Raw genomic sequence first — 20,890 nt, 5'->3', positions numbered from 1 at the left:
AGCCACCCGCCCTGGCTCCGCTGTCGAGCTGCCCCGTGGTGCGGGGCAGGTCCGGGTGCGGGACAGGTCCGCCCGATGGGGCAGCTCGACAGGGGACGCACTGCGGCACCGAGCGCGACCGCACCGGCTCGGCCTCAGCGCTGCGGGACGCGCTGCGACACCGAGCGCGGCCCACACCGGCCAAGCCTCAGCGCTGCGGGACGCGCTACGGCACCGAGCGCGGCCCGCACCCGGCTTGTGCTCAGCGCTCGGCCGCCCGCGCCGGCTGCGTTGGCCGACGGGCCGACGGGAGCCCGGCGGAGATCGGTGCGGCGGACTCCTCCGGGGGCGACGCCGTAGCGTCGTCGCGGGGCGACGCGCCAGGGTCGGCGGAAGCGGGGTCGGCGGGAGCGGGAAACCAGAGGCCCGCGACCAGGCCGCGCGGCTCGCCCCGGCGCATGGTGAGCCGCCCGTCCGAAGCGTCGACCAGCACGGCGACGATGGTGAGGCCCAGCCCGGCGCCGTCGACGTTCTGCACCTCCGGAGCCCGCCAGAAGCGCTCGGTCGCCTGGCCGAGTTGGCTCGCCGTCATGCCCGGGCCGGTGTCCCGGACCTCCAGCGCGGTGCCGTCGTCGTGGTGCCGGACGGTCACCGTCACCTCCCCGCCGGCGTCGCTGAACTTGACCGCGTTGTCGATCAGCGCGTCCAGTGCCTGGTCGATGGCGGTCGGCACGGTCAGCGCGTACGCCGGGGCGTCCCGGACCACCAGCCGCAGCGCGATGCGGCGGTGCCGGGCGAGCGGCTCCCAGGCCGCGACCCGGGACGCGGCGACGGCCGCCGCGTCGACGGTGACCCGCTGGTTCTCCCGCCGTTCGGCGCGCGCCAGGGTCAGCAGCGCGTCCAGCACCAGGGCCAGCCGGTCGGTCTCCTCCAGCGCTAGTTGGTGCTCGGCGCGCCCGTCCTCGTCGGTCAGGCTCGGCCCCAACTCCTCCACCCGCAGCCGCAGCGCGGTCAGCGGGTTGCGCAGCTGGTGGCTGGCGTGCGCGACGAACGCCCGCTGCCGGTCCATCACGTCGGAGACGACGTCTGCCATGTGGTTGAAGCTGATCGCCAGGCGGCGCAGCTCCGACGGGCCGAGCCGATGCTGCACCCGGGCGCCGCGGTCGCCCTCGGCGATCTCGTGGGTGACCGCGTCCAGCTCGGTGACCGGGCGCAGCACCCAACCGGCCAGCCAGAACGCGGTCAGCACACAGGCCAGCACGACGAGCAGGCCCGTCCCGGCCAGCGCCAGCCACCAGACGGTGACGGCCCGTCGTACCGCGTCGGCCGGGGTGGCGATGACCACCGCCCCGAGCACCTCCCCGCCGTCGTTGATCGGCACCGCCACGACGATCGGCGCGTCGACCCAGGGCCAGACCGAGTCCGGCCCGCTGGCCTGCTGGCCGGAGAGCGCGATGTCCAGCGCCTCGCGGGTTCCCGAGGCCGGATGCCAGCTGTTCGAGGCGGCCACCGTACGACGGTCCCGGTCGACCACCGCCGCACCGATGCCGTACAGGGCGTCGTAGCTGCGCAGCTCGTTGTCGAGCGGGCCGGAGGTGCCGTTCCGCAGCGCCGGGCCGGCCAACGAGGCGAACCGGGTGGCGTCGGCGAGCCGGTCGGCGCGTACCCGGTCGGTCTCCCGGGTGGCCAGCGTGATCGCCAGCGGGGTCTCCAACGCGATCAGGACCAGCACCATCAGCAGCAGATAGCTGATCACCAACCGACGTCGCACGGCGTCCTCACTCGCCGCGCAGCCGGTAGCCGACCCCGCGTACGGTCTCCACCAGGCGGGCGTCGCCCAGCTTGCCGCGCAGCGACCCGACGTGCACCTCGACGGTGTGCCCGTCGCCCCAGGTGGTGCCCCAGGCGTCGAGCAGGATCCGCTCCCGGGTCACCGCCACGCCGGGCTGCCGGGCCAGGGAGAGCAGGACGTCGAACTCCTTGCGGGTCAGCGCCACCGGCCGGCCGTCGACGGTGACCGTCCGAGCGGCCACGTCGACGCGTACGGGCCCCGCCTCGATCAGGTTGCGTTCCGGTACGGCGTGCGCCGCGCGGCGCAGCACCGCCTCGATGCGGGCCTGCAACTCGGTCATGGAGAACGGCTTGACCACGTAGTCGTCCGCGCCCAGCCGCAGGCCGAGCACCCGGTCCCGTTCCTCGCCCCGGGCGGTCACCGCGATGATGCCGAGCTGGCTGCTGCGCCGCCGCAGCTCCCGGCACAGGTCGGTGCCGTCCCCGTCCGGCAGGGTCAGGTCCAGCAGCACCAGGTCGCAGGGGGCGGCGGAGAGCGCCGCGGCGACGGTCGCGGCGTGCTCCACCTCGTACCCCCGGCGGGTCAGGGCGGAGGAGAGCGCCGCGGCCACCCGAAGGTCGTCCTCGACCAGCAGGATGCGCACCCGGGCCCCCATTCATCGGTCTGTCGACCCCGAATGGTGGCAGAAGTCCGCGCGCTGCGGGAGGGCCGGTCCCAAACCGACCGGTTGCCCGCCGCGGTCGCCGCCCGGTGCCGGCCCCCGGTCGGCGGCCCGACCGGCAGGTCAGAGCCCGAAGACCTCGTCGGCCGTGGCGTCGCGGACCCCGTCGACGAAGCCCCGGAAACCGGGGTCGTGGTGACTGGCGGGCACGCTGGTGACGTTCTCGCCGGTGGCCTGCGTGACCGCGTCGACCAGGGGCGGATAGTCGGTCTCGGCGTCCGGGAGGGTGTCGTCGTCCGCCTGGCCGAGGTTGATCACGTGCTGCACGTCCTCGGGCGGGGTGTCCGGGTCACCCGCCCACTCACCGCCCGCCCGGTGGCACTCGTCGTACAGTGCCCGCTGGCTGTCGGTCCAGTCCTCGTCGTAGTTCTCCATCGCCGTCCCTCCGCGACCCGCTGCCCCGAGCATGCCGGGCGGAGGCGACCGCCGGGGCGGTACCGGAAAACCGGGACGGCGGCCGGCCAGGACGGCTGCGGTGGCGGCGCTACCCGGCTGACGGGTCGCTATGCTACGCCGAGTCCGCTCCCCCGGCCTCGCCTCCGCGCCCGGGGCGGGTGTGGCAGACCCGATCCGCGCGGTCGACGCCCGCCCGGCGTACGCCGACGCGGATCACCGACGGCGCGACGCCGCGCCCCGAGCCATGCGAGTTGAAGGATGACTGACAACAGTTCGCTGTCCCCCTCCGTCTTCGTCCACCCGACGGCCGACGTCGAGGAGGGTGCCCGCGTCGGCGACGGCACCAAGGTCTGGCACCTTGCCCACGTGCGGTCCTCGGCGCAGGTCGGCGCCGGCTGCGTCATCGGCCGCAACGTGTACGTCGACGCCGGCGTGACGGTCGGCGACCTGGTCAAGATCCAGAACAACGTCTCCGTCTACCAGGGCGTCACCATCGAGGACGAGGTCTTCGTCGGCCCCTGCGCGGTCTTCACCAACGACTTCCGGCCCCGCGCGCAGAACCCGGACTGGACCATCACCCCGACCCTGGTCCGCCGGGGCGCCTCGATCGGGGCCAACGCCACCCTGGTCTGCGGCATCGAGGTGGGCGAGTACGCGATGATCGCCGCCGGCTCCGTGGTGACCAGGGACGTGAAGCCGTACCAGTTGGTCGCCGGCAACCCGGCCCGGCCGAAGGGCTGGGTCGACGCCAAGGGCGAGGTGGTCTCCCGCGACGTGGAGAACCCGCCGCCCGGCCTGGTCCAGGGCTGACCCGGACACACCAACGGGTCCCGACCGCCGGTCGGGACCCGTTGCGCGTCGAGGGGACGATCAGCCGCCGATGACCACCCGGCGGACGTCGGCCCAGCGGGCCGGGTCCGTCACCCGCCGGCCGTCGACCAGGACCCGCACCGCGGGCAGGTCGGCGGGGGCCAGCGTCCGGTACTCGGCGTGGTCGGCCTGGACGATCGCAGCGGTGACCTCCTGGCCGTCGTACGCGGGCAGCCCGAGCGAGGTCAGCTCCTCGGCGGTGTACATGGGGTCCGACACGTACGGCTTGGCGCCCCGGGCGCGCAGCGACTCCACGGTCGGGAAGACGCCCGAGAAGGCCGTCTCCTTCACGCCGCCCCGGTACGACGCACCGAGCACCAGCACCTCGACGTCGGTCAGGTCGCCGTACGCGGCGGCGAGCAGGTCGACGGCGTACTGCGGCATCTGCGTGTTGGCCTCCCGCGCCGAGCGGACCACGGTGGCGGTCGGGTCGTTCCACAGGTACATCCGCGGGTAGACCGGGATGCAGTGCCCGCCGACGGCGATGCCGGGCTGGTGGATGTGACTGTACGGCTGGGTGTTGCAGGCCTCGATCACCTTGGTGACGTCCACCCCGACGGTGTCGGCGAAGCGGGCGAACTGGTTGGCCAGCCCGATGTTGACGTCCCGGTAGGTGGTCTCGGCCAACTTGGCGAGCTCCGACGCCTCCGCCGAGCCGAGGTCCCACACCCCGTTGGCCCGGGACAGGTCGGGCCGCTCGTCGAAGTCGAGCACCGCCTCGTAGAACCGGACACCGTGCGCGGCCGACGCCTCGTCGACGCCGCCGACGAGCTTGGGGTAGCGACGCAGGTCGGCGAAGACCCGACCGGTCAGCACCCGCTCGGGGCTGAACACCAGGGAGAAGTCACTGCCCACGGTCAGCCCGGAGCCCTGCTCCAGCATCGGGGCCCAGCGGCTGCGGGTGGTGCCCACCGGCAGGGTGGTCTCGTAGCTGACCAGCGTGCCCGGCTTGAGCCCGGCGGCGATCGCACGGGTGGCGTCGTCCATCCAGCCGAAGTCCGGCACCCCCTCGCCGTCGACGAACAGCGGCACGACCACCACGACGGCCTCGGACTCGGCGACGGCTGCGGCGGTGTCGGTGGTGGCCGACAGCAGGCCGGCGGCGACCGCCTCCTTGAGCTTGACGTCCAGGTCGGTCTCGCCCGGGAACGGTACCGCCCCGTCGTTGACCAGGCTTACCACCCGCTCGGAGACGTCGGCACCGATCACCCGGTGCCCCTTCGACGCGAACTGCACGGCCAGCGGCAGCCCGATCTTTCCGAGTGCGACGACGCAGATGTTCATGGCTACTACTTTCCTCCTAGTGGGAGCCTGCGCCGCAGGCGGGCCATCAACCGGCGCGGCGTCACAGGCGCTACGGCGATGACGAGCTGACCCTTGTGGTTGGTGGTGGTGGTGAGCACGTGCAGGCGGGCGCCCAGGCGCACCAGGGCCCGCTGGGGCACGGGCCGGCGGGGGCCGCGCAGTGCTGCCGCGCCCGTGGCGCCGAAGGCCGTCAACCGGGCCTGGATGATCCGCAGCTCACCGCCGGGGGCGATGTCGGCGAGCAACCTGCCGACCGGGATGCGGGCCCGGACGGTGGTGCCCGTGGCGTCCGCGGTGACCGCCGTGGTGACCCCGACGGCGTCGCCGGCGGCAAGTTCGATCCCGGTGGCGAGCGTGGACAGGTCCGGGCGCGGACTGCGGGCGGTGACGGCGAGCGCCCGGGTCCCGTCGAAGGCCACCGAGACGGTCTCCAGCCGGGCGATCCAGTCGGCGGCGCTGCCGGTGACGTCGAACCAGGCGTCCGGGATGTCGAAGCGCGGGTCACGGAAGCCGGGGTAGCCGGCGAACCAGCGGTCGCCGTCCACGACGGCGGACGGGATGCCCTGCTCGGCGTCCTGCCGGATGACCGCGAGCAGGTGGTCGAGGTCCGCGTACCGGGCGGCGGCGAGCCGGACCCGCGCCTCGACGGGGAGCCGGTCGCGGATGTCGTCGGTCAGGTAGCGCTCCGCGAGCTCGCGTACGCCCGCCCGGACCTGCTCCTGCGCCTGCCGGTCCACCCGCAGGAAGTCGTCCTCCAGGAGCTTGGCGACCTCCCAGGTGAAGTGCCGCACCAGCACGGCGTCGCGCCGCCGGCCCGGCTCGATCAGCCCGGCGACGAACTCGACGATCTCCCGGGCGCAGCGCAGCCGTTCCAGGTGCCGGCTCTTGTAGGTGATGTTGCGGGCGTTGAGCCGGCGGACCGCGAAGTAGTAGTCGTAGTCGGCGAGCACGGAGATGCGCCGCGCCCGCAGGCACGCCTCGATGGTGAACGGCTGGTCGCTGCCGACCGGCATGTCCTCCGGGTAGCGCAGCCCGTGGCGTTCGATCAGGTCCCGCCGGAACAGCTTCGTGTTCGACAACGACCAGGGCAGCGCCGAGTCGAAGAGGTCGACGTCGACCGCGGACTCGGCGAAGATCGCCTGGTGGATGTAGCGGCTGTTCACCCCGACGGTGCGGCCGAGCACCACGTCGGAGTCGTACCGGTCGGCGGCGGTGACGAGCCGCTCCAGCGCTTCGGGGCCGAGGTAGTCGTCGGAGCCGATGAAGTAGACGTAGCGCCCGGTCGCCTGCTCCAGGGCCCGGTTGCTGGGCGCGGCCGGGCCGCCGGAGTTGGGCTGCCGGATGACCTTGACCGTGCCGGGGTGGAGCCGGGCGAACCGGTCCAGTTCCCTACCGCTGCCGTCGGTCGAGCCGTCGTCGACCGCGATGACCTCCAGCCGGTCCCGGCCGATCGTCTGCTCCACCAGGGAGGTCAGGCAGCGGGTCAGGTACGGCATGGTGTTGTAGACGGCGGTGATGACGGTGACGTCGGGTGAAGTCACGTGCCGACCCCGACCGCCGGCTGCGGGTCGCCGGGCAGCGTTCCAGGCCCCGTGGCGGCCCGCGTCGCCGTGCCGCGCGGCCGGCCGGGCAGCAGCCGGCTGTAGACCGCGTCCATCACCTCGGCCTGCGCCTCCCAGGTCCAGCTCTCCAGCAGACCCGGACGGTCGTACGCGGCCCGGTAGCGCTCCGGGTCGCCCAGCACCGCCCGTACCGCCCGGACGTAGTCGGCCACGACCTCGGCGCGGAACACCTCACCCTGGCCGGTGGAGCGGACGGTGCCGGCCATCGTCCGCACGTCGCTGACGATCAGCGGCAGCCGGGCGTGCGAGTACTCGAAGAACTTGGTGATCAGCGCGATCTCGTGGTTCGGCCAGTGGTGGATCGGGATCACCCCGGCGTCGGCGGCGGAGAGGAACGGCACCACCTGCCAGTGTTTGACGTACGGCATGGCGTGCACCCGGTCGGCCACCCCGAGCTTCGCCGCCCGGGCCAGCACCCCCGAGACGTACGGGCCGGCCGGCTTGTTGACGATCAGCGCCACGTGGACGCCGGGCAGCTGCGGCAGGGCGTCGACCATGATGTCCAGGCCCCGCTGGCGGGCGGCGGCCCCGCTGTAGACCAGCAGCGGCACATCGGCGCCGATCCCGCAGAGCGCGCGCAGGTCGGGTGCCGGGGTGTCCGGGTCGAGGTCGCCGTGCCCGGCCGACGGGGCGTTGAGCACCACGTCCGGCGGGACGGCCAGCCCGTGCTCGCGTTGCAGCAGCTCGGCGAGGCCGTCGGAGACGGTCATCACGGCGTCGGCGTGGGGTGCGTACTCCCGCTCGTGGGCGCGGTGCGCCGGCAGCCACCGGGCGTTGTCCTGCCACGGCTTGAGGCCGGGAAGGAACTCGTGCGCGTCCCAGACCACCTTGATCTCGCGGCCGTCGACCGCGGCCCGGGTCTTGGCGCGGGCGGCGACGCCGAGCATCCGGAAGTCGTTGGCGTGGATCAGGTCGGGGCGCAGCTCGTCGACCACCGGCCCGTAGGCCAACTCGTAGTCCCACAGCGACGGCTCCAGCCGCCGCCAGGCCCCGTCACCCTTCACGCTCTGCCAGAACAGCGTGTACGCCCGGTCCCAGGGGTTGCGGAACCTGCGGCGGGTCCGGGCCCGGGTGAGCTGCCAGTAGCGGAAGGAGACCCACTTCGCGGTCACCTGGGCGGCGAGCTGCTCAGCCCTCAGCGCCCGTCGCCGCAGCCCCAGCCGGGGCGTGGCCGGGGCGGCGAGGGCGAGCTGCGCCGCGCGCACGGTGAGGTCGGCGTGCCAGGCCTTGACGGCCTGCTGCCGGTGGGGTGCGATCCCGCTCGGCGGGTACGCCAGCGGCCACCGCAGCCAGGCGCGGCGGAACTCGTGCCGCCGGCGGGCCAACGGGTCAGGCATCGCGAGCAGCCGCACCTCGGCGCCGCCGAGCCGCCAGGTCTGCGGCACACCGCCGGGGGACCGGCCGAGCAGCACGACATCCCACCCGGCGTCGGCCGCCGAACGGGCCGCCTTCTGCACCCGGGAATCACCGTTGACGCCGTTGTCGACCAGCATGACAACCCGTCCACGACCGCCCGGGGCCCCGGAAGCACCGTCGCGCTCCATCATCCGCCTCTCCGCTGTTGCGGGCCTGCTCCCCGATGACCCGGCGAGTTTACGGTAACGCCCGACTGATCCATGTTCGCTGGTGGCGCGGGCCACCCCCACCGCCGACTCAGCCGATGGCACCGGACACCGACGGGGCCGGCGTGGCCGCCGGTTCGCCCGCCAGCAGCCGGGTGTAGACGCCGTCCAGCACCTCCGCCTGACGCTCCCACGTCCACTCCTCCAGCATGCCCGGCCGGTCGTACGCGGCCCGGTAGCGGTCGGGATCGGCGAGCACGGTGCGGGCGGCGCGGACGAAGTCGTCGACGTCCTGGGCGCGGAACACCTCGCCCTGGCCGGTCTCGCGGACCGTCTCGGCCATCGTCCGCACGTCGCTGACGATGATCGGCAGCCGGGCGTGCGAGTACTCGAAGAACTTGTTGCTCAGCGCGATCTCGTGGTTCGGCAGGTGGTGCAGCGGGCTGATCGCCGCGTCGGCGGCGGAGAGGAACGCCGCCACCTGGTGGTGCGGCACGTACGGCAGCACGTGCACCCGGTCGGCCACGCCCAGTTCCGCCGCCCGCCGGCGCAGCGCGTCGATGGACGGGGTGGAGCCGCGCCCCGGCGGCAGCGAGACGAGGGCCGCGTGCACGCCGGGCAGCGCGGGCAGCGCCTCGATCAGGATGTCCACCCCGCGCACCGGCGCCACCGCCCCGGAGTACGCCAGCAGCGGCACGTCCCGCCCCACCCCGCACAGCGCCCGCAGGTCGGGGGCGGGCGTGCTCTCCGCCGACCGGGGCGGCAGCGCGTTCGGCGCGTTCAGCACCACGGCGGGGCGTTCCGGCAGGTGGTGTTCCCGCACGAGCAGCTCGGCGAGGCTCGGCGAGACGGTCACCACCGCGTCCGCGACGGGCGCGTACTCCCGTTCGTGGGCGCACTGGGCACGCAGCCAACGCCCCCGGCTGAGCGCCGGGTTGAGCCCGGGCAGGAACTCGTGGGCGTCCCAGACGAGCTTCACCGGGCGCCCGGCGGCCCGCGCGCGCAGTGTCGCCCGGGCGCCGACGCCGAGCATCTTGTAGTCGTTGGCGTGGATCAGGTCGGGTCGCAGCGCGTCGATCACCGGGCCGAAGGCGAGTTCCCAGTCCCACAGCGACGGCTCCAGCCGGCGCCACGCGCCGTCGCCGCGCACGGCCTCCCAGAACCAGGTGTAGAAGCGGTCGACGGGCCCGGCCAGCTTGCGCCGGGCCTGCTGCCCCCGGGTGAGCTGCCAGTAGCGCAACGACACCCACTTGCCGGTCACCCGCGCCGCCAGCCGCTCGGCGGCCAGCGCCCGGTGCTGCCGTCCCGGCACCGGGCGGCCGGCCCGGGCGGCCAGGGTCAGCTCGGCTTCGCGCAACCGCAGGTCGGTCTGCCAGGCCTTGACGGCCTGGGCGCGGTGCGGGGCGATGCCGTTGGGCGGATAGGCCAGAGGGCCTCGGCGGAGCACCCGGCGGAACTCGTGCCGACGGCGGGCGAGCGGATCGGCGACCTCGATCAGCCGCACCTCGGCCCGGCCGAGCTGCCAGGTCTGCGTCTGCCCGCCCGGGGCCCGGCCGAGCAGGATGACCTCCCACCCCGCGTCGGCGGCCGAGCGGGCCGCCTTCTGCACCCGGGAGTCACCGTTCACCCCGTTGTCGACCAGCATCACCACCCGGCCCCGGGAATCTGGCGTCGCTGCTCCGCCGTCGAACCCCATGCTGCGTCCGCTGCCTTTCACCTTTGTCTGCGCCGTGCCGGCCAGTGCCCCGCCAGCCATCGGCGGACGCCGTTGACCAGGGCGGACCGCGCCCGTGTGGGGGTGACCCGGCCGGTCCGTCACCCGCCGTCCGGCTCCATCGGCCGCCGTCACCGGGGGCTACGGTATCCCACCGTCCGGGCGGTCGAGTGTCGGCCGTCACCCTCGCGCCCACCGGTCGACGCACGCGATGGGCGGGGGCAGGTGGGGCCGGCTAGGGTCGCGCCGGTGACCGTTCCTCCCCCGACCCGGTGCGACCCGCCGGCCGACCCAGCTCCGGCCATCCCCGTCCCGCCCGCGCCCGCTGACCGCCCGCCACGGCAGTACGCGCTCGACGTCCTGCGGATCGTGGCGATCTGCGGGGTGGTGGCGATCCACGTGCTCGGCACGTACGTCGCCAACGACGACCTGCGGGGCAGCCGCGACTGGTGGATCGCCACCGCCGTCAACATCGGCGCCGTCTGGACCGTGCCGGTGTTCGTGATGATCAGCGGTGCGCTGGTCCTCGCGCCACGCGCCCACCGGGACGGCCCCGCGGCCTTCTACCGGAAGCGGTTTCCCCGCATCCTCCCTGCTCTCGTCGCCTGGCACCTGATCTACCTGATCGGCGTCCGGTTCCTGCTGCGGCAGGAGGAGCCGCGGGGCAGCGCCCTGGTCCAGCAGCTGATCGACGCGCGGGTCTACACCGCGCTGTACTTCCTCTGGCTGATCGCCGGGCTCTACGTGGTCGCCCCGGTGCTCGCCGCCTTCCTCGCCGGGGGCGGCGACCGGCGGGCGCGGATCACCGCCGGGGTGGCGATGGGCTGGACCCTCGCCGCGTTCATGCTCGCCGGTGTCATGACCTTCCTGGACGCGCCGCGCCCGATCCACCTCGGGGCCTGGACCATGTGGTGGCCCTACGTCGGCTACTTCCTCGCCGGCTGGGCCCTGCGCCGGGTGCGGTTGCGGGGCTGGCGGCTCGGTCTCGCGGCGCTGCTGGCCGTGGCGCTGCTGGCCGAGGGGGTCTGGCGGTGGGGCAGCCGCCCGGACCTGCCGCTGGTGCAGGCACTCGTCCCGGTCGGCTACCTGGGTGCCGGCGTCGCCGTGGCCTCCGTCTGCGTGTTCCTGGTGGGGCTAGCCCTCGGCGAGCGGCTGCGGCCGTCACCCGGGGCGGCCCGGATCCTGGTGCGGCTCTCGGACGCGTCGTTCGGCGTCTTCCTGGTGCACCTGCTGATCCTCGCCGTGGTCCAGTGGGCGGCGCCCGGGCTGCCCGTCGGCGAGTCCCTCGGGGTGACGCTGGCCACCTGCGCCTTCGTGGTCGTCGCGAGCTTCGCGGTGTCGCTCGGCGCGGCACGGGTGCCGTACCTGCGGGCCATCTTCTGACTCAGCCGGGCGGAAGCCGCTAAACCGGGCAATGTACGCGGTACGTGTTAGCGTGGCGGATGCTGCCCCCGCCCCGCGCCGAGGACGGTGATCCGCAATGGGACTGCTCTCCGCCGCCGAAGCCGGCAAGTACTGGGACGCCCGGCACCGCCGGGAGGGCGAGCTGCGCTCTGGCGGCGACGTCTCCTTCGACGAGCCCACGAACGAGATGTTTCACGTCCGCCGGCTGGCCCTCCTGCTCGACCTGGTCGGCGAGCACGGCGACCCGGTCGCCCCGCTGTTCGTCCTCGACGCGGGCTGCGGCAAGGGGTGGTTCAGCCGGGCGCTGGCCCGGTTCGGGCACCAGGTCGACGGCATCGACGCCAGCCCCGCTGCCGTGGCGCACTGCCGCGCCGCCGGTGGCGGCCCGCGCTACCACGAGTCAACCCTCTCCGGATGGCGCAGCCCCTGGCTGTACGACGTGGTCACCTCGGTCGACGTGCTGTTCCACGTCCTCGACGACGCGGAGTGGGAGTCGTCGCTGCGCAACCTCGCCTCGCTGGTCCGGCTCGGTGGCCGGCTGATCGTCTCGGACCACGGTGAGCCGGGCGACCGGATCCACGGCGACTACCAGGTGGTCCGGGGCCCGGACCGGTACCGGGCGCTCCTCGCCCCGGACCGGTTCCACGCCGAGGGCTGGCGCCCGTACCGCTTCCGGGGCAGCCCGATCGGGTTCCACGCCTTCACCCGGATCGGCTGATCGGAGGACAGATGCGACTGCACGAGGTCGACGAGCGACTGTTCGACGGCGTACACGAAGTGGTGGACGTCACGCACCCGGAGGTGACGCTCGCCCGCCACCTGCGGATGCCCGCGCAGGTGCGGTACCGGCGCGCCGGCACCGCCGAGCCGGAGGGCGACCTCGACGAGGGCGTGCTGGTGCTGGCCCTCACCGGGCCGAACCCGCCCGCGCACACCGACCCGGACGCGCTGGCGCCGCTGCTGCACCGCCTCCGTCCCGGCGCGCGGTTGCTGCTGCTCGCCGGGTGGGCGGTGGCGGACCTGCCCGTCCACCGGCTGCTCGACCCGCTGGGCGCCGCCTCCTGCCAGGTCATCGCCGCGACGCCGCTCGACCGGGTGGCCATCCGTGGCGTGCACGCCACGCTGCTCGTCGAGCGGGTGGACACGGTGGTGACGCCCCGGCCCCACCTGACCGGCTCTGCCAGGGCCACCGACGCCGGGCAGTCCCCCGTCCCGCTGCTGCGGATGGCCAACGAGTACGTGCTCACCGACCTGGTCACCCGGCCGGCACGACGGCGCCTCGCGGAACTCGCCGACCGGGTCGCGGAGCTGGACCGGCAACTGGCCGAGCGGGACGCCCGGCTGGCCGAGACCGAACGGGAGCTGGCCGGGTGCCGCTCCCGACTCGCCGCGGTCGAGTCCTCACCCGCCCTGCGAATGGGTCGGCTGCTGCTCGCCGGGCCCCGCCAGGTGGGCCAGGGTGCCGGCGCCGGCCTGCGCAGGGTGCTCGGACGGCAGCGGACGCCACGCTGACCCCACGACCGCGTCCCGGCGGCCGTGGTCGCCGCCACACGGCACCACGCCGCTTCGGCCTCCGCTCCTGCCGCTCTCCCGACACTCCGGGGCGTTTCGTCCGTTCGGGACCCCGTACCGTAGGGTTCGTCGCCAGAGCCGCGCGGCCCGACAGCCGCCCTCGGCGTCCGGTTCCCGGTCCCGCCGCCATGCCCGTGTCCACGACGTGCAGGAGATGTCTCAGTGAAGGTCGTCAGCGTTGTCGGAGCCCGCCCCCAGCTGGTCAAGTTGGCGCCGATCGCGGCCGCCTTCGCCGGCACCGGTCACGAACACGTGATCGTGCACACGGGCCAGCACTACGACGTCAACCTCTCCGACGTCTTCTTCACCGGGCTCGGCATCCCCGCCCCGGACGTGCACCTAGGGATCGGGTCCGGCAGCCACGGCGTACAGACCGGCGGCGTGCTCGCGGCGATCGACCCGGTGCTGGCCGAGCAGCAGCCGGACTGGGTCCTGGTCTACGGCGACACCAACTCGACGCTGGCCGGCGCCCTCTCCGCCGTCAAGCAGCACCTGAAGGTGGCCCACCTCGAGGCGGGACTGCGGTCGTTCAACCGCCGGATGCCCGAGGAGCACAACCGGGTGCTCACCGACCACGCGGCCGACCTGCTGCTCGCCCCGACCGAGGAGGCGCTGCGGCACCTCGCCAACGAGGGGCTGGCCGACCGTGCGGTGCTCAGCGGCGACGTCATGGTGGACGTCTGCCTGCGGGTCCGTGACGCCGTGCTGGCCGGCGAGCACGCCCGGCCGACCCTGCCGGACGGCATCGACCCCGACGAGCCCTACCTGCTGGCGACCCTGCACCGGCCGGACAACACCGACGACCCGGCCCGGCTGGCGGCGATCCTGGCCGCGCTCGCCGACCTGCCCGTGCCGGTGGCGCTGCTGGCCCACCCGCGCCTGCGGGCACGAGCGGAGGAGCACGGCCTGAAGCTCGACCAGGGTGCCCTGCACGCCGGCCAGCCGCTCGGCTACGCCGGGCTGGTGGCCGCCGTCCTCAGCTCGGTCGGGGTGGTCACCGACTCCGGTGGCCTGCAGAAGGAGGCCTACCTGCTCGGGCGCGCCTGCACGACGCTGCGCCCGGAGACGGAGTGGGTGGAGACCCTCGAAGGCGACTGGAACCGGCTCGTCCCGAACCCGGAGGCGCTGAGCCGCGACGCGTGGATCGCGACGGCCACCCGCCCGGCGCCACGGAGCGGGCAGGGCACCCCGTACGGCGACGGCCGGGCAGCCGAGCGGGTCGTCGAGATCCTGGCGCAACGCCTCGGCTGAACCGCCGGTGACGTGCCGATGTCCAGCGGGCGCAGCTCGCCGCCGCGACGCGCACCGGCCGTCCCGCCAGGTCACGCTGGTAGCATTCACGGCGCCGCCGTGCCTCAGGGAGGAATGACTCGAGTGACGACCGCTTTCCCCAGCCGCGTCGCCATCGTCACACCCTGGTACCCCAGCACGCAACGGCCCTTCCTCGGCGCGTTCGTCAAGGCCATGGTCGAGGCGACGGCGCCCGGCGAGGCACCGACGTTGGTCTACCACTGCGACGAGTGGGCCGGTCGCTACTCCGCGGCGGAGGACGCCGAGATCACCCGGGCGCACCACGAGCTGCTTCCCCGGACGCTGAGCCCGCTACCCACCGTCGGCGGCGCGTCCCGGCTGCACCTGCCGGTCCCGCTGCCCGTCGGGCTCTCGTACGCCGAGATCGCCGAACGGCACTCGGCCACGCTGCGGGCCGCGCTCGGCGGGCGGCCGATCGAGGCGCCGGTGGTGCACGCCCACGTCGGACTGCCCGGCGGCTGGGCCGCGCTGCGCAACGCCCGCCCCGACGCCCGGGTCTTCGTGACCGAGCACGCCACCTTTCTCGACGCGGTCCTCGACCAGCCGGCGGCCCGGGAGATGTACGCCGAGTTGCTGCGCCGCTGCGCCGGGGTGCTCGCGGTCGGCCGGGCGGTACGCGACCCGCTGGTGGCGGCCTTCCCGGAGCACGCCGACAAGGTGCGGTTCGTGCCGAACCCGGTCTCCTTCGCGCAGACCCGGGACACCCCGGTCACCGCGCTGCGCCGGTGGCTTTTCGTCGGCGGGCTGATCCCGCGCAAGGGCGTGCTGCGCCTGCTGGAGGCCTTCGCGTCCTGTCGGGCGGAGGATCCGGCGCTGACCCTGACGTTCGTCGGCGAGGGCCCGTTGCAGGACCAGCTCGTCAGTCGCGCCACCGCGCTCGGGGTGGCCGAGGCGGTCCGCTTCACCGGCGCCGTCGCGCCGGCGGAGGCCCTGCGGCTGATGCGGGAGCACGACCTGCTGGTCCACCCGAGTCAGTTCGAGACGTTCGGGATGACGGTGGTGGAAGCCGCCGCCGCCGGGATGCCGGTCCTGGTCACCCGCTGCGGCGGGCCGGAGGAGAGCCTGGCCGGGATCGAGGAGGCCGCGGGCGAACTGGTACCCGTCGCCGACGACCCGGAGTCGCTGGCCGCCGGCTACCGTCGGCTGCGGGACCGGTTCGCCGCCGGCATGGATCTGGCGCTGGCCCGGCGGGAGCTCGCCGCCCGCTACGGCTACGAGGCGGTGGCGGAGGCGCACCGGCGGATCTGGTTCCCGGAGCACGTCGGCGCCGGCTCGGCCGAGTCGGGCCAGGAGCATGGGATCTGATGTCTGAACAACGCGTATTCTTCCTCGCCCTGGGCGGCAACCGCGCCCGGGTGGTCGTCGAGGAGGCGGCCCGGTTGGCCGCCGCCGGCGGTCGCGCCACCGTGGTCGTTGACGACGTGGCCCAGTGGCGAGGCCAGCGCTTCGCCCCGGGCGTGCGGGTGGTGGAACTCGCCCGCCTGCAACGGGCCCACCTTCCCGTCGCTGCCGAGCAGCTGGTGGTGCACCGGGCGCCCCGCAAGGCCCTGCGGATGCTGGGCCGCGGGCGGCTCGCACCGTGGTCGCAGCGGGCCGCGCGGGCGTACGAGCGCCGGGTCGCCAGCCGGGTGCACCGGCGCGTCTTCCTCCCCGTCTACGAACGCCTGTGGGGCGACGCCCGCTACCGGCTCCTGCACCGGGAGGCCGCCCGGCGGGGGCCGTTCGACCTGCTGGTGGTGGCCGACCCGGTCTCGATCCCCATGGCCACCCGACTCGCCGCCGACGGTCGGATGTTCCCGAACGTCGCGTACGGCCTCGATTCCGTCTCCCCCGGCAGCGTGGCGCAGCCGGCGTGAGAGCGCCCGACCAGTTCGCGAGAAGGGCCCCAATGACGACCAGAAACCGGGGACGACAGCCGCGAGTGCTCTACCTGTCGTTCTACTTCCCCCCGTCGCGCGCCAGCGGCGTCTACCGCGCCCGCGCCACCGCCAACCACCTCGCCGAGGAGGGCTGGGACGTCACGGTCGCGGCAGCGCCGCTGAAGTTCCTGCACGAGGCGATCGGGTCGGTCGACGAGAAGCTCGCCGAGACCGTCGACGAACGGATCCACGTCGAGCGCCCCCGGCTCAACCAGTTCGTCTGGGAACGCGACGTCCGGAAGTTCTCCCGGTTCCGCCAGGCCATGCCGGTCACCGCCCGGTGGTTCTACGACCTGGGGCAGCGGGTCTTCCCGGAGCACTACGCCTCGTGGGGCTGGGCCTCGGTCCGCCGGGCCCTGCGGCTGCACGCCCGCCGTCCCTTCGACGTCGTCCTGGCCACGGGCAACCCGTTCGCCTCGTTCGCCGCCGCCTGGCTGTTCAACAAGATCACCGGTGTGCCGTACGTGCTGGACTACCGGGACTCGTGGACGCTGGACCTGTTCGCCGACGAGCCGCACTACGAGCCGGACCACCCGGTCTGGGCCTGGGAGCGGCGGGTCCTGCGCGGCGCCTCTCGGGCCGCCTTCGTCAACGACGCCCTGCGCGGCTGGCACGCCGAGCGCTATCCCGAGGTGGCGGACCGGATGATGGTCGTGCCCAACGGCTGGGACCGGGACCTGCTGTCGGTGGTCGAGGCGCCCCCGGCGGAGGCGTCGCGGGAGGCCGCCGCGCCACTGCGTTTCTCTTACCTCGGCACGGTCACCGCCGCCCAGCCCGTGGAGGCCCTGGTGGAGGCGTTCGCCTCGGCCAGGCAGCATCCCGACATCGCCGACTCGACGCTGAACGTCTACGGTCACCTGGGTTTCTTCCGGGGCAGCGACGTCCAGTTGCTGGAGCGGCTCGGTCTCGACCCGGCGCGCGGGCAGACCGACGACGCGGCCACCGGGGTGCGCTACCGCGGTCCCGTCGCGAAGACCGACGTCGCCACGGCGTACGCGGAGAGCGACGTCCTGGTCTTCCTGGCCGGCGGCGCCCGCTACGTCACCTCCGGCAAGATCTTCGAGTACATGGCCAGCGGGAAACCGATCGTCTCGGTGCACGCCCCGGGCATCGCCGCGACCGAGGTGCTGGCCGGCTATCCACTGTGGTTCAACGCCGACAGCCTGGAGCCGGAACGGATCGCCCAGACGATGATCGCGGCCGGCAAGATGGCGCGTGACCTCACCCCGGAGGCCCGGGAGGCCGCCAAGCGGCACGCCGCGACCTACACGAGGGACCGGGTCCTCGCCCCGCTGGAGTCCGAGCTTCGCCGTCTCGCGGGCGCCCCCCGCGAGACGGCCGGTCCGGAAGGGGTGCCGGCGTGAGCACGTCCGACGACGAGCAGGTGGAAGGGGTCGAGACGGTGGTGACGGCGGTCGACGAAAACGGACGGGCGGACGTGACCCCCACGGACACGCCGAAGCACGTCGTGGTGCTCTCGTTGATCCACCGACCGTCCCCCCGCCTGATCAGCTATGTGCAGAGCCTGGCCGGTCGGGGCGACGAGGTGGAACTCTTCACCACCCGTCTCGACCACTGGCACGAGGTGGAGGATCTGGACCCGCGGATCCGGCTGTACGCCCTGGACCGCCCGGAGGAGCAGTTGTTCGTCCGCCGGGTGGAGCGGGCGCTGGTGTTCCGCGGGCCGAAGGCCGTGGCGACCGCCGTGAAGCGGGCGGCCGACCAGCCGTGGGGCGGCCCGCTGCGGCGCCCGGCGGACGTCGTCTCCCGGGCGCAGGCGAAGGTCTCCGGTGCCGTGCACAAGCGGATCTTCATGCCGCCCTACCGGGCGTTCCGGCCCCGACTGCTGGCGCGGCGGTTCGACCAGGGCCTGCGGAACATCGACTTCAGCGGCGTCGACCTGGTGGTGGCCACGGACGTGTTCACCGTGACGGCGGCGGCCCGGCTGGCCCGGCGGTACCCGGGCGTCCGGGTCACCACCGCCATGGAACTCTGACCCGAGCCGTACGTACGCCCGAGGGCGGCCAGCGTCTCCGCTGGCCGCCCTCGTCCGTGCCGTGGCCGTGACCTGCTACCGCCGGATCAGGCCAGGAACTCCTCGAACGCGGCGGCCGTGCGCCGGCCGTCGTGGAAGTCGCGGGCGTAGTTCGCCGACGCCGCGCCGATCTCCACCGCCCGGGCCCGGTCGTCGAGCAGGGACTCGATGGCCTTCCGCAGCGAGCCCGGAGTGGCGTTCACGATCGGCGGGTGGGCGCCGAAGCGGGCGTGCATCGGCTCGTTGAGGAACGCCACCACCGGCCGGCCGGCCGCCATCGCCTCGACGGCGAACGTGCCGTACGCGCCGGTGGCGAACTGGTCCAGGACGATGTCGGCGGTGCGGACCAGTTCCCGCATCTCCTCCCACGGCACGCCCTCGACCAGCTTGAGCTCGATGGCCTGCTGCTGGTGCAGCTCGTTGAGCACGGGCAGGATCCGGTCGGTGCCCTTCGTCCAGCGTGCCGACGGCGCGTGCAGCACGACCGGCCGCCGCCGCTGCATCACCGGATGGTCGCTGGCCCAGCTCGCCACGTCCACCACCAGCGGCACCCATGTCGCCCCGGGCAGGTCCTCCAGCAGGTCCGGAGTGGTCACGAAGAGCGGCAGTCCGCTGGCTTCGGCGACCCGGCGGTTGCGCTCGGCGCGGATGGTCAACCGCTCCAGCACACCCTCCGGCGCGTCCCGGAACAGGGAAAACTCGTGCCGCTCCAGGTGCCGGCCCGGGTGGCGGATCTCGCTGCCGTGCGCCAGCAGCGCGACCTTGATGTCGGCGCGGCGCAGCGCCGGCAGGTCACCCTCGATGTTGTCGCCGTTGAGGTAGCCGAAGACCGGCAGGAACGCGTCCACCACCAGGTGGGTGTACCGGCCGACGATCCGCTGGACCTGCTCGACCTGGAAGTCCACCTCGTTGATCCGGGACAGGTCGAGGTAGACGTCGGCCGGGTAGACGAAGGTGTTCGGCCCCTTGCGCATCACGACCTCCGCCGACACGTCGGCGTTGTCGCGGCAGATGGCCTGCGCAAACGCGGCGGCCTGCCCGGCGTAGTTGGCCGGGCCGAGGCCGAGCCGCACACGGGTCTGGCCCAGCGGGCGCCAGGCGTCGAGGGGACGGTTCCCGGCGGTGTCGATCGGCGCCGGAGCGGCGTGCTCGTCGACGTTCCAGGGCACCTCCGGGCGGAGCTCGGTCGGGGAGACCAGGGAGACCTTGCGGTAGAGGCGCATCAGCGCGGCGCTCTGCTCCTCCCAGCTGAGGTCCTGGAGGATCGGTTCGGTGATCCGGGCCCGCAGCCCCGCCCGGTCGGCCATCGCCCGGGTGACGGCCTCGACGAAGGTGCCCTGGTCGTCGGAGCGGAACACCTCGCCGACGCCGTGCCGGGAGACGAACTCCCCGAGGGTCTTGACGTCGCTCGCGATGACCGGGATCCCGGCGTGCAGGTACTCCGCGAGCTTCGTCGGCAGGGATAGCTCGTAGTTGAGGGTGCGCTTCGAGCAGATCAGACCCAGGTCCGCGGTGGAGAGGTAGTCCGGGACGGCGTGCTGCGCCACGTAGGGCACCACGTGGATCCGTTCCCGTACCCCGATCTCCTCCGCCCGGTTGAGCAGGAACTCCAGCTCCGGGCTGGTGCGGCCGGAGACGATCGCCAGGTGGAACTCCGGCAGCGCGGTGAGCGCGTTCACCGCCGTGCCCAGGCCCCGCTCGGCGGAGAGCCAGCCGGAGTAGACCAGCAGCGGCACGTCGTCACCGACACCGGCGGCGGCGCGGACCGACGGGCGCTCGTGCAGCGCCCCGACGGATTCACGGATGGGGGTGTTGCGTACCACCAGCGGCAGCTCGGGGAGCTTGTAGTCGGCGCGCAGCCGCTCGGCGATCTCCGGGGAGACGGTCACCACCGCGTCGGCACGGCGGATGTACTCCCGTTCGACACCGGGGAAGGCGGTGCTCATCTCCGGCTTCGGCCAGTCGACGCCCGGGACGTACTCGTGGGCGTCGTAGATCCAGGCGACCTTCTCGCCCCGGGCCCGCATCCGGGCGACGGTGAGCGCAGCCGTGTTGATCATCGTGATGTCGTTGGCGTGGATCAGGTCCGGCTTGAGTTCCTCGATGAACGGACCGAAGGCGAGGTCCAGATCGAGCAGCTGCGGCCAGTCCCGACGCCAGTTCCCCGTCGGCTTGGGCTTCTGGGACTGCGCCTGCTCCCAGCCGAACGCCCGCTCCCGGAACTTGTGCGCGGCGCGGCGGACCCGGACCATCGCGCCGAGTGCCCGGCTCGGCGGCATTCCCAGCAGCTTGCGGGCACCGGAGGCCTGGTCGTCGCGCAGCCACCCGATCTCCGCCGTGACCTGCCGGACCCAGGCCTGGTGGATCGCCCGGCGTCGGGCCAGGGCCTGTTTGTCGCTGATCCCGAACTGGGTGACCCTGCGCCGCAACGGGTTGCCGGTCAACTGCTGGCGCATGTGCGACCGGACGGGCAACCGGACGACCTCGATCGGGCCCATCCGGGTGCGCTTGATCCGGGTGCCGCCGGCACCGATGAGGGTGACGTCCCAGCCGTCCCGGGCGGCGGCGATGGCGATCTTCTGGACGCGGGAGTCCCCGGTGATGCCGTTGGCGACGATCACCGCGAGCCGGGGTCGACGAGCGGGCGGTGCCATGCACGGTCCCTTCTGTAGCAAGACATTGACACTG

17 protein-coding genes are annotated in these 20,890 nt (G+C 73.7%); 9 read left to right on the top strand and 8 right to left on the bottom strand.

The window, feature by feature from the left end; translation table 11 throughout:
• Nucleotides 1-241: 241 nt before the first annotated feature.
• The 3 genes from AB0D32_RS07660 to AB0D32_RS07650 all read right to left on the bottom strand — a co-directional run bounded on the left by AB0D32_RS07660 (nt 242) and on the right by AB0D32_RS07650 (nt 2,867).
• A complete protein-coding gene (locus AB0D32_RS07660; RefSeq protein WP_357086174.1) occupies nt 242-1,750 on the bottom strand; it encodes an ATP-binding protein in 1,509 nt (502 codons plus the stop codon).
• Nucleotides 1,751-1,757: 7 nt separating this feature from the next.
• A complete protein-coding gene (locus AB0D32_RS07655) occupies nt 1,758-2,426 on the bottom strand; it encodes a response regulator transcription factor (RefSeq protein ID WP_357086172.1) in 669 nt (222 codons plus the stop codon).
• A gap of 129 nt (nt 2,427-2,555) precedes the next feature.
• Nucleotides 2,556-2,867: a hypothetical protein gene (locus tag AB0D32_RS07650; protein ID WP_357086170.1), complete on the bottom strand. Its 312-nt coding sequence runs from the start codon at nt 2,865-2,867 to the stop codon at nt 2,556-2,558.
• 279 nt (nt 2,868-3,146) lie between these two features.
• On the opposite strand from AB0D32_RS07650, the gene AB0D32_RS07645 reads away from it, so the two are divergent.
• Nucleotides 3,147-3,698 (top strand): acyltransferase, encoded by a 552-nt coding sequence (locus AB0D32_RS07645; RefSeq protein WP_357086168.1) that lies wholly within the window; start codon nt 3,147-3,149, stop codon nt 3,696-3,698.
• Between the two features lie 60 nt (nt 3,699-3,758).
• Here the strand turns inward: AB0D32_RS07645 and AB0D32_RS07640 are convergent, their stop codons facing one another.
• From AB0D32_RS07640 to AB0D32_RS07625, 4 genes are all read right to left on the bottom strand, one after another.
• On the bottom strand, nt 3,759-5,042 hold the full coding sequence (locus AB0D32_RS07640) for a nucleotide sugar dehydrogenase (protein WP_357086166.1): 1,284 nt from the start codon (nt 5,040-5,042) through the stop codon (nt 3,759-3,761).
• A gap of 5 nt (nt 5,043-5,047) precedes the next feature.
• Nucleotides 5,048-6,604: a glycosyltransferase family 2 protein gene (locus AB0D32_RS07635; protein WP_357086164.1), complete on the bottom strand. Its 1,557-nt coding sequence runs from the start codon at nt 6,602-6,604 to the stop codon at nt 5,048-5,050.
• A complete protein-coding gene (locus AB0D32_RS07630; RefSeq protein WP_357086162.1) occupies nt 6,601-8,178 on the bottom strand; it encodes a glycosyltransferase family 4 protein in 1,578 nt (525 codons plus the stop codon). Before AB0D32_RS07630 ends, AB0D32_RS07635 begins: the two co-directional genes overlap by 4 nt.
• Before the next feature lie 160 nt (nt 8,179-8,338).
• On the bottom strand, nt 8,339-9,892 hold the full coding sequence (locus AB0D32_RS07625; protein ID WP_357086542.1) for a glycosyltransferase family 4 protein: 1,554 nt from the start codon (nt 9,890-9,892) through the stop codon (nt 8,339-8,341).
• Nucleotides 9,893-10,210: 318 nt separating this feature from the next.
• Between AB0D32_RS07625 and AB0D32_RS07620 the strand changes: the two genes are divergently transcribed.
• From AB0D32_RS07620 to AB0D32_RS07585, 8 genes are all read left to right on the top strand, one after another.
• The gene (locus tag AB0D32_RS07620) at nt 10,211-11,344 is read left to right on the top strand and encodes an acyltransferase family protein (protein WP_357086160.1); all 1,134 of its coding nucleotides are present in this window, start codon (nt 10,211-10,213) and stop codon (nt 11,342-11,344) included.
• Nucleotides 11,345-11,441: 97 nt separating this feature from the next.
• Entirely contained in the window at nt 11,442-12,083 is a 642-nt protein-coding gene (locus AB0D32_RS07615; RefSeq protein ID WP_357086158.1) for a methyltransferase domain-containing protein, read from the top strand.
• A gap of 11 nt (nt 12,084-12,094) precedes the next feature.
• Nucleotides 12,095-12,877 (top strand): hypothetical protein, encoded by a 783-nt coding sequence (locus AB0D32_RS07610; protein ID WP_357086156.1) that lies wholly within the window; start codon nt 12,095-12,097, stop codon nt 12,875-12,877.
• Nucleotides 12,878-13,099: 222 nt separating this feature from the next.
• On the top strand, nt 13,100-14,188 hold the full coding sequence (gene wecB / locus AB0D32_RS07605) for a UDP-N-acetylglucosamine 2-epimerase (non-hydrolyzing) (RefSeq protein ID WP_357086154.1): 1,089 nt from the start codon (nt 13,100-13,102) through the stop codon (nt 14,186-14,188).
• A gap of 123 nt (nt 14,189-14,311) precedes the next feature.
• Nucleotides 14,312-15,553 carry a glycosyltransferase family 4 protein gene (locus AB0D32_RS07600; protein WP_357086152.1) on the top strand — a complete coding sequence of 414 codons (1,242 nt, stop codon included), beginning with the start codon at nt 14,312-14,314 and terminating at the stop codon, nt 15,551-15,553.
• Nucleotides 15,553-16,104 carry a hypothetical protein gene (locus AB0D32_RS07595; protein WP_357086150.1) on the top strand — a complete coding sequence of 184 codons (552 nt, stop codon included), beginning with the start codon at nt 15,553-15,555 and terminating at the stop codon, nt 16,102-16,104. The genes AB0D32_RS07600 and AB0D32_RS07595 overlap by 1 nt, the downstream gene beginning before the upstream one ends.
• Nucleotides 16,105-16,136: 32 nt before the next feature.
• Entirely contained in the window at nt 16,137-17,531 is a 1,395-nt protein-coding gene (locus AB0D32_RS07590) for a glycosyltransferase (protein WP_357086148.1), read from the top strand.
• Nucleotides 17,528-18,163 carry a hypothetical protein gene (locus AB0D32_RS07585; protein WP_357086146.1) on the top strand — a complete coding sequence of 212 codons (636 nt, stop codon included), beginning with the start codon at nt 17,528-17,530 and terminating at the stop codon, nt 18,161-18,163. Before AB0D32_RS07590 ends, AB0D32_RS07585 begins: the two co-directional genes overlap by 4 nt.
• Before the next feature lie 86 nt (nt 18,164-18,249).
• Here the strand turns inward: AB0D32_RS07585 and AB0D32_RS07580 are convergent, their stop codons facing one another.
• A complete protein-coding gene (locus AB0D32_RS07580) occupies nt 18,250-20,856 on the bottom strand; it encodes a glycosyltransferase (protein WP_357086144.1) in 2,607 nt (868 codons plus the stop codon).
• Nucleotides 20,857-20,890: the final 34 nt, after the last annotated feature.

This window comes from Micromonospora sp. NPDC048170, from assembly GCF_040652795.1.
Classification (GTDB): Bacteria; Actinomycetota; Actinomycetes; order Mycobacteriales; family Micromonosporaceae; genus Micromonospora.
Note: the sequence above shows the minus strand (reverse complement) of the source record. Positions and strands in the feature narration are given on the sequence as shown.

What these genes read in the sequence shown, in the direction of transcription:
- AB0D32_RS07650 (WP_357086170.1), bottom strand. Translation starts at nt 2,867, where the DNA reads ATGGAGAACTACGACGAGGACTGGACCGACAGCCAGCGGGCACTGTAC.
- AB0D32_RS07630 (WP_357086162.1), bottom strand. Translation starts at nt 8,178, where the DNA reads ATGCTGGTCGACAACGGCGTCAACGGTGATTCCCGGGTGCAGAAGGCG.
- AB0D32_RS07645 (WP_357086168.1), top strand. Translation starts at nt 3,147, where the DNA reads ATGACTGACAACAGTTCGCTGTCCCCCTCCGTCTTCGTCCACCCGACG.
- AB0D32_RS07590 (WP_357086148.1), top strand. Translation starts at nt 16,137, where the DNA reads ATGACGACCAGAAACCGGGGACGACAGCCGCGAGTGCTCTACCTGTCG.
- AB0D32_RS07615 (WP_357086158.1), top strand. Translation starts at nt 11,442, where the DNA reads ATGGGACTGCTCTCCGCCGCCGAAGCCGGCAAGTACTGGGACGCCCGG.
- AB0D32_RS07610 (WP_357086156.1), top strand. Translation starts at nt 12,095, where the DNA reads ATGCGACTGCACGAGGTCGACGAGCGACTGTTCGACGGCGTACACGAA.
- AB0D32_RS07655 (WP_357086172.1), bottom strand. Translation starts at nt 2,426, where the DNA reads ATGGGGGCCCGGGTGCGCATCCTGCTGGTCGAGGACGACCTTCGGGTG.
- AB0D32_RS07580 (WP_357086144.1), bottom strand. Translation starts at nt 20,856, where the DNA reads ATGGCACCGCCCGCTCGTCGACCCCGGCTCGCGGTGATCGTCGCCAAC.
- AB0D32_RS07640 (WP_357086166.1), bottom strand. Translation starts at nt 5,042, where the DNA reads ATGAACATCTGCGTCGTCGCACTCGGAAAGATCGGGCTGCCGCTGGCC.
- AB0D32_RS07625 (WP_357086542.1), bottom strand. Translation starts at nt 9,892, where the DNA reads ATGCTGGTCGACAACGGGGTGAACGGTGACTCCCGGGTGCAGAAGGCG.
- AB0D32_RS07595 (WP_357086150.1), top strand. Translation starts at nt 15,553, where the DNA reads ATGTCTGAACAACGCGTATTCTTCCTCGCCCTGGGCGGCAACCGCGCC.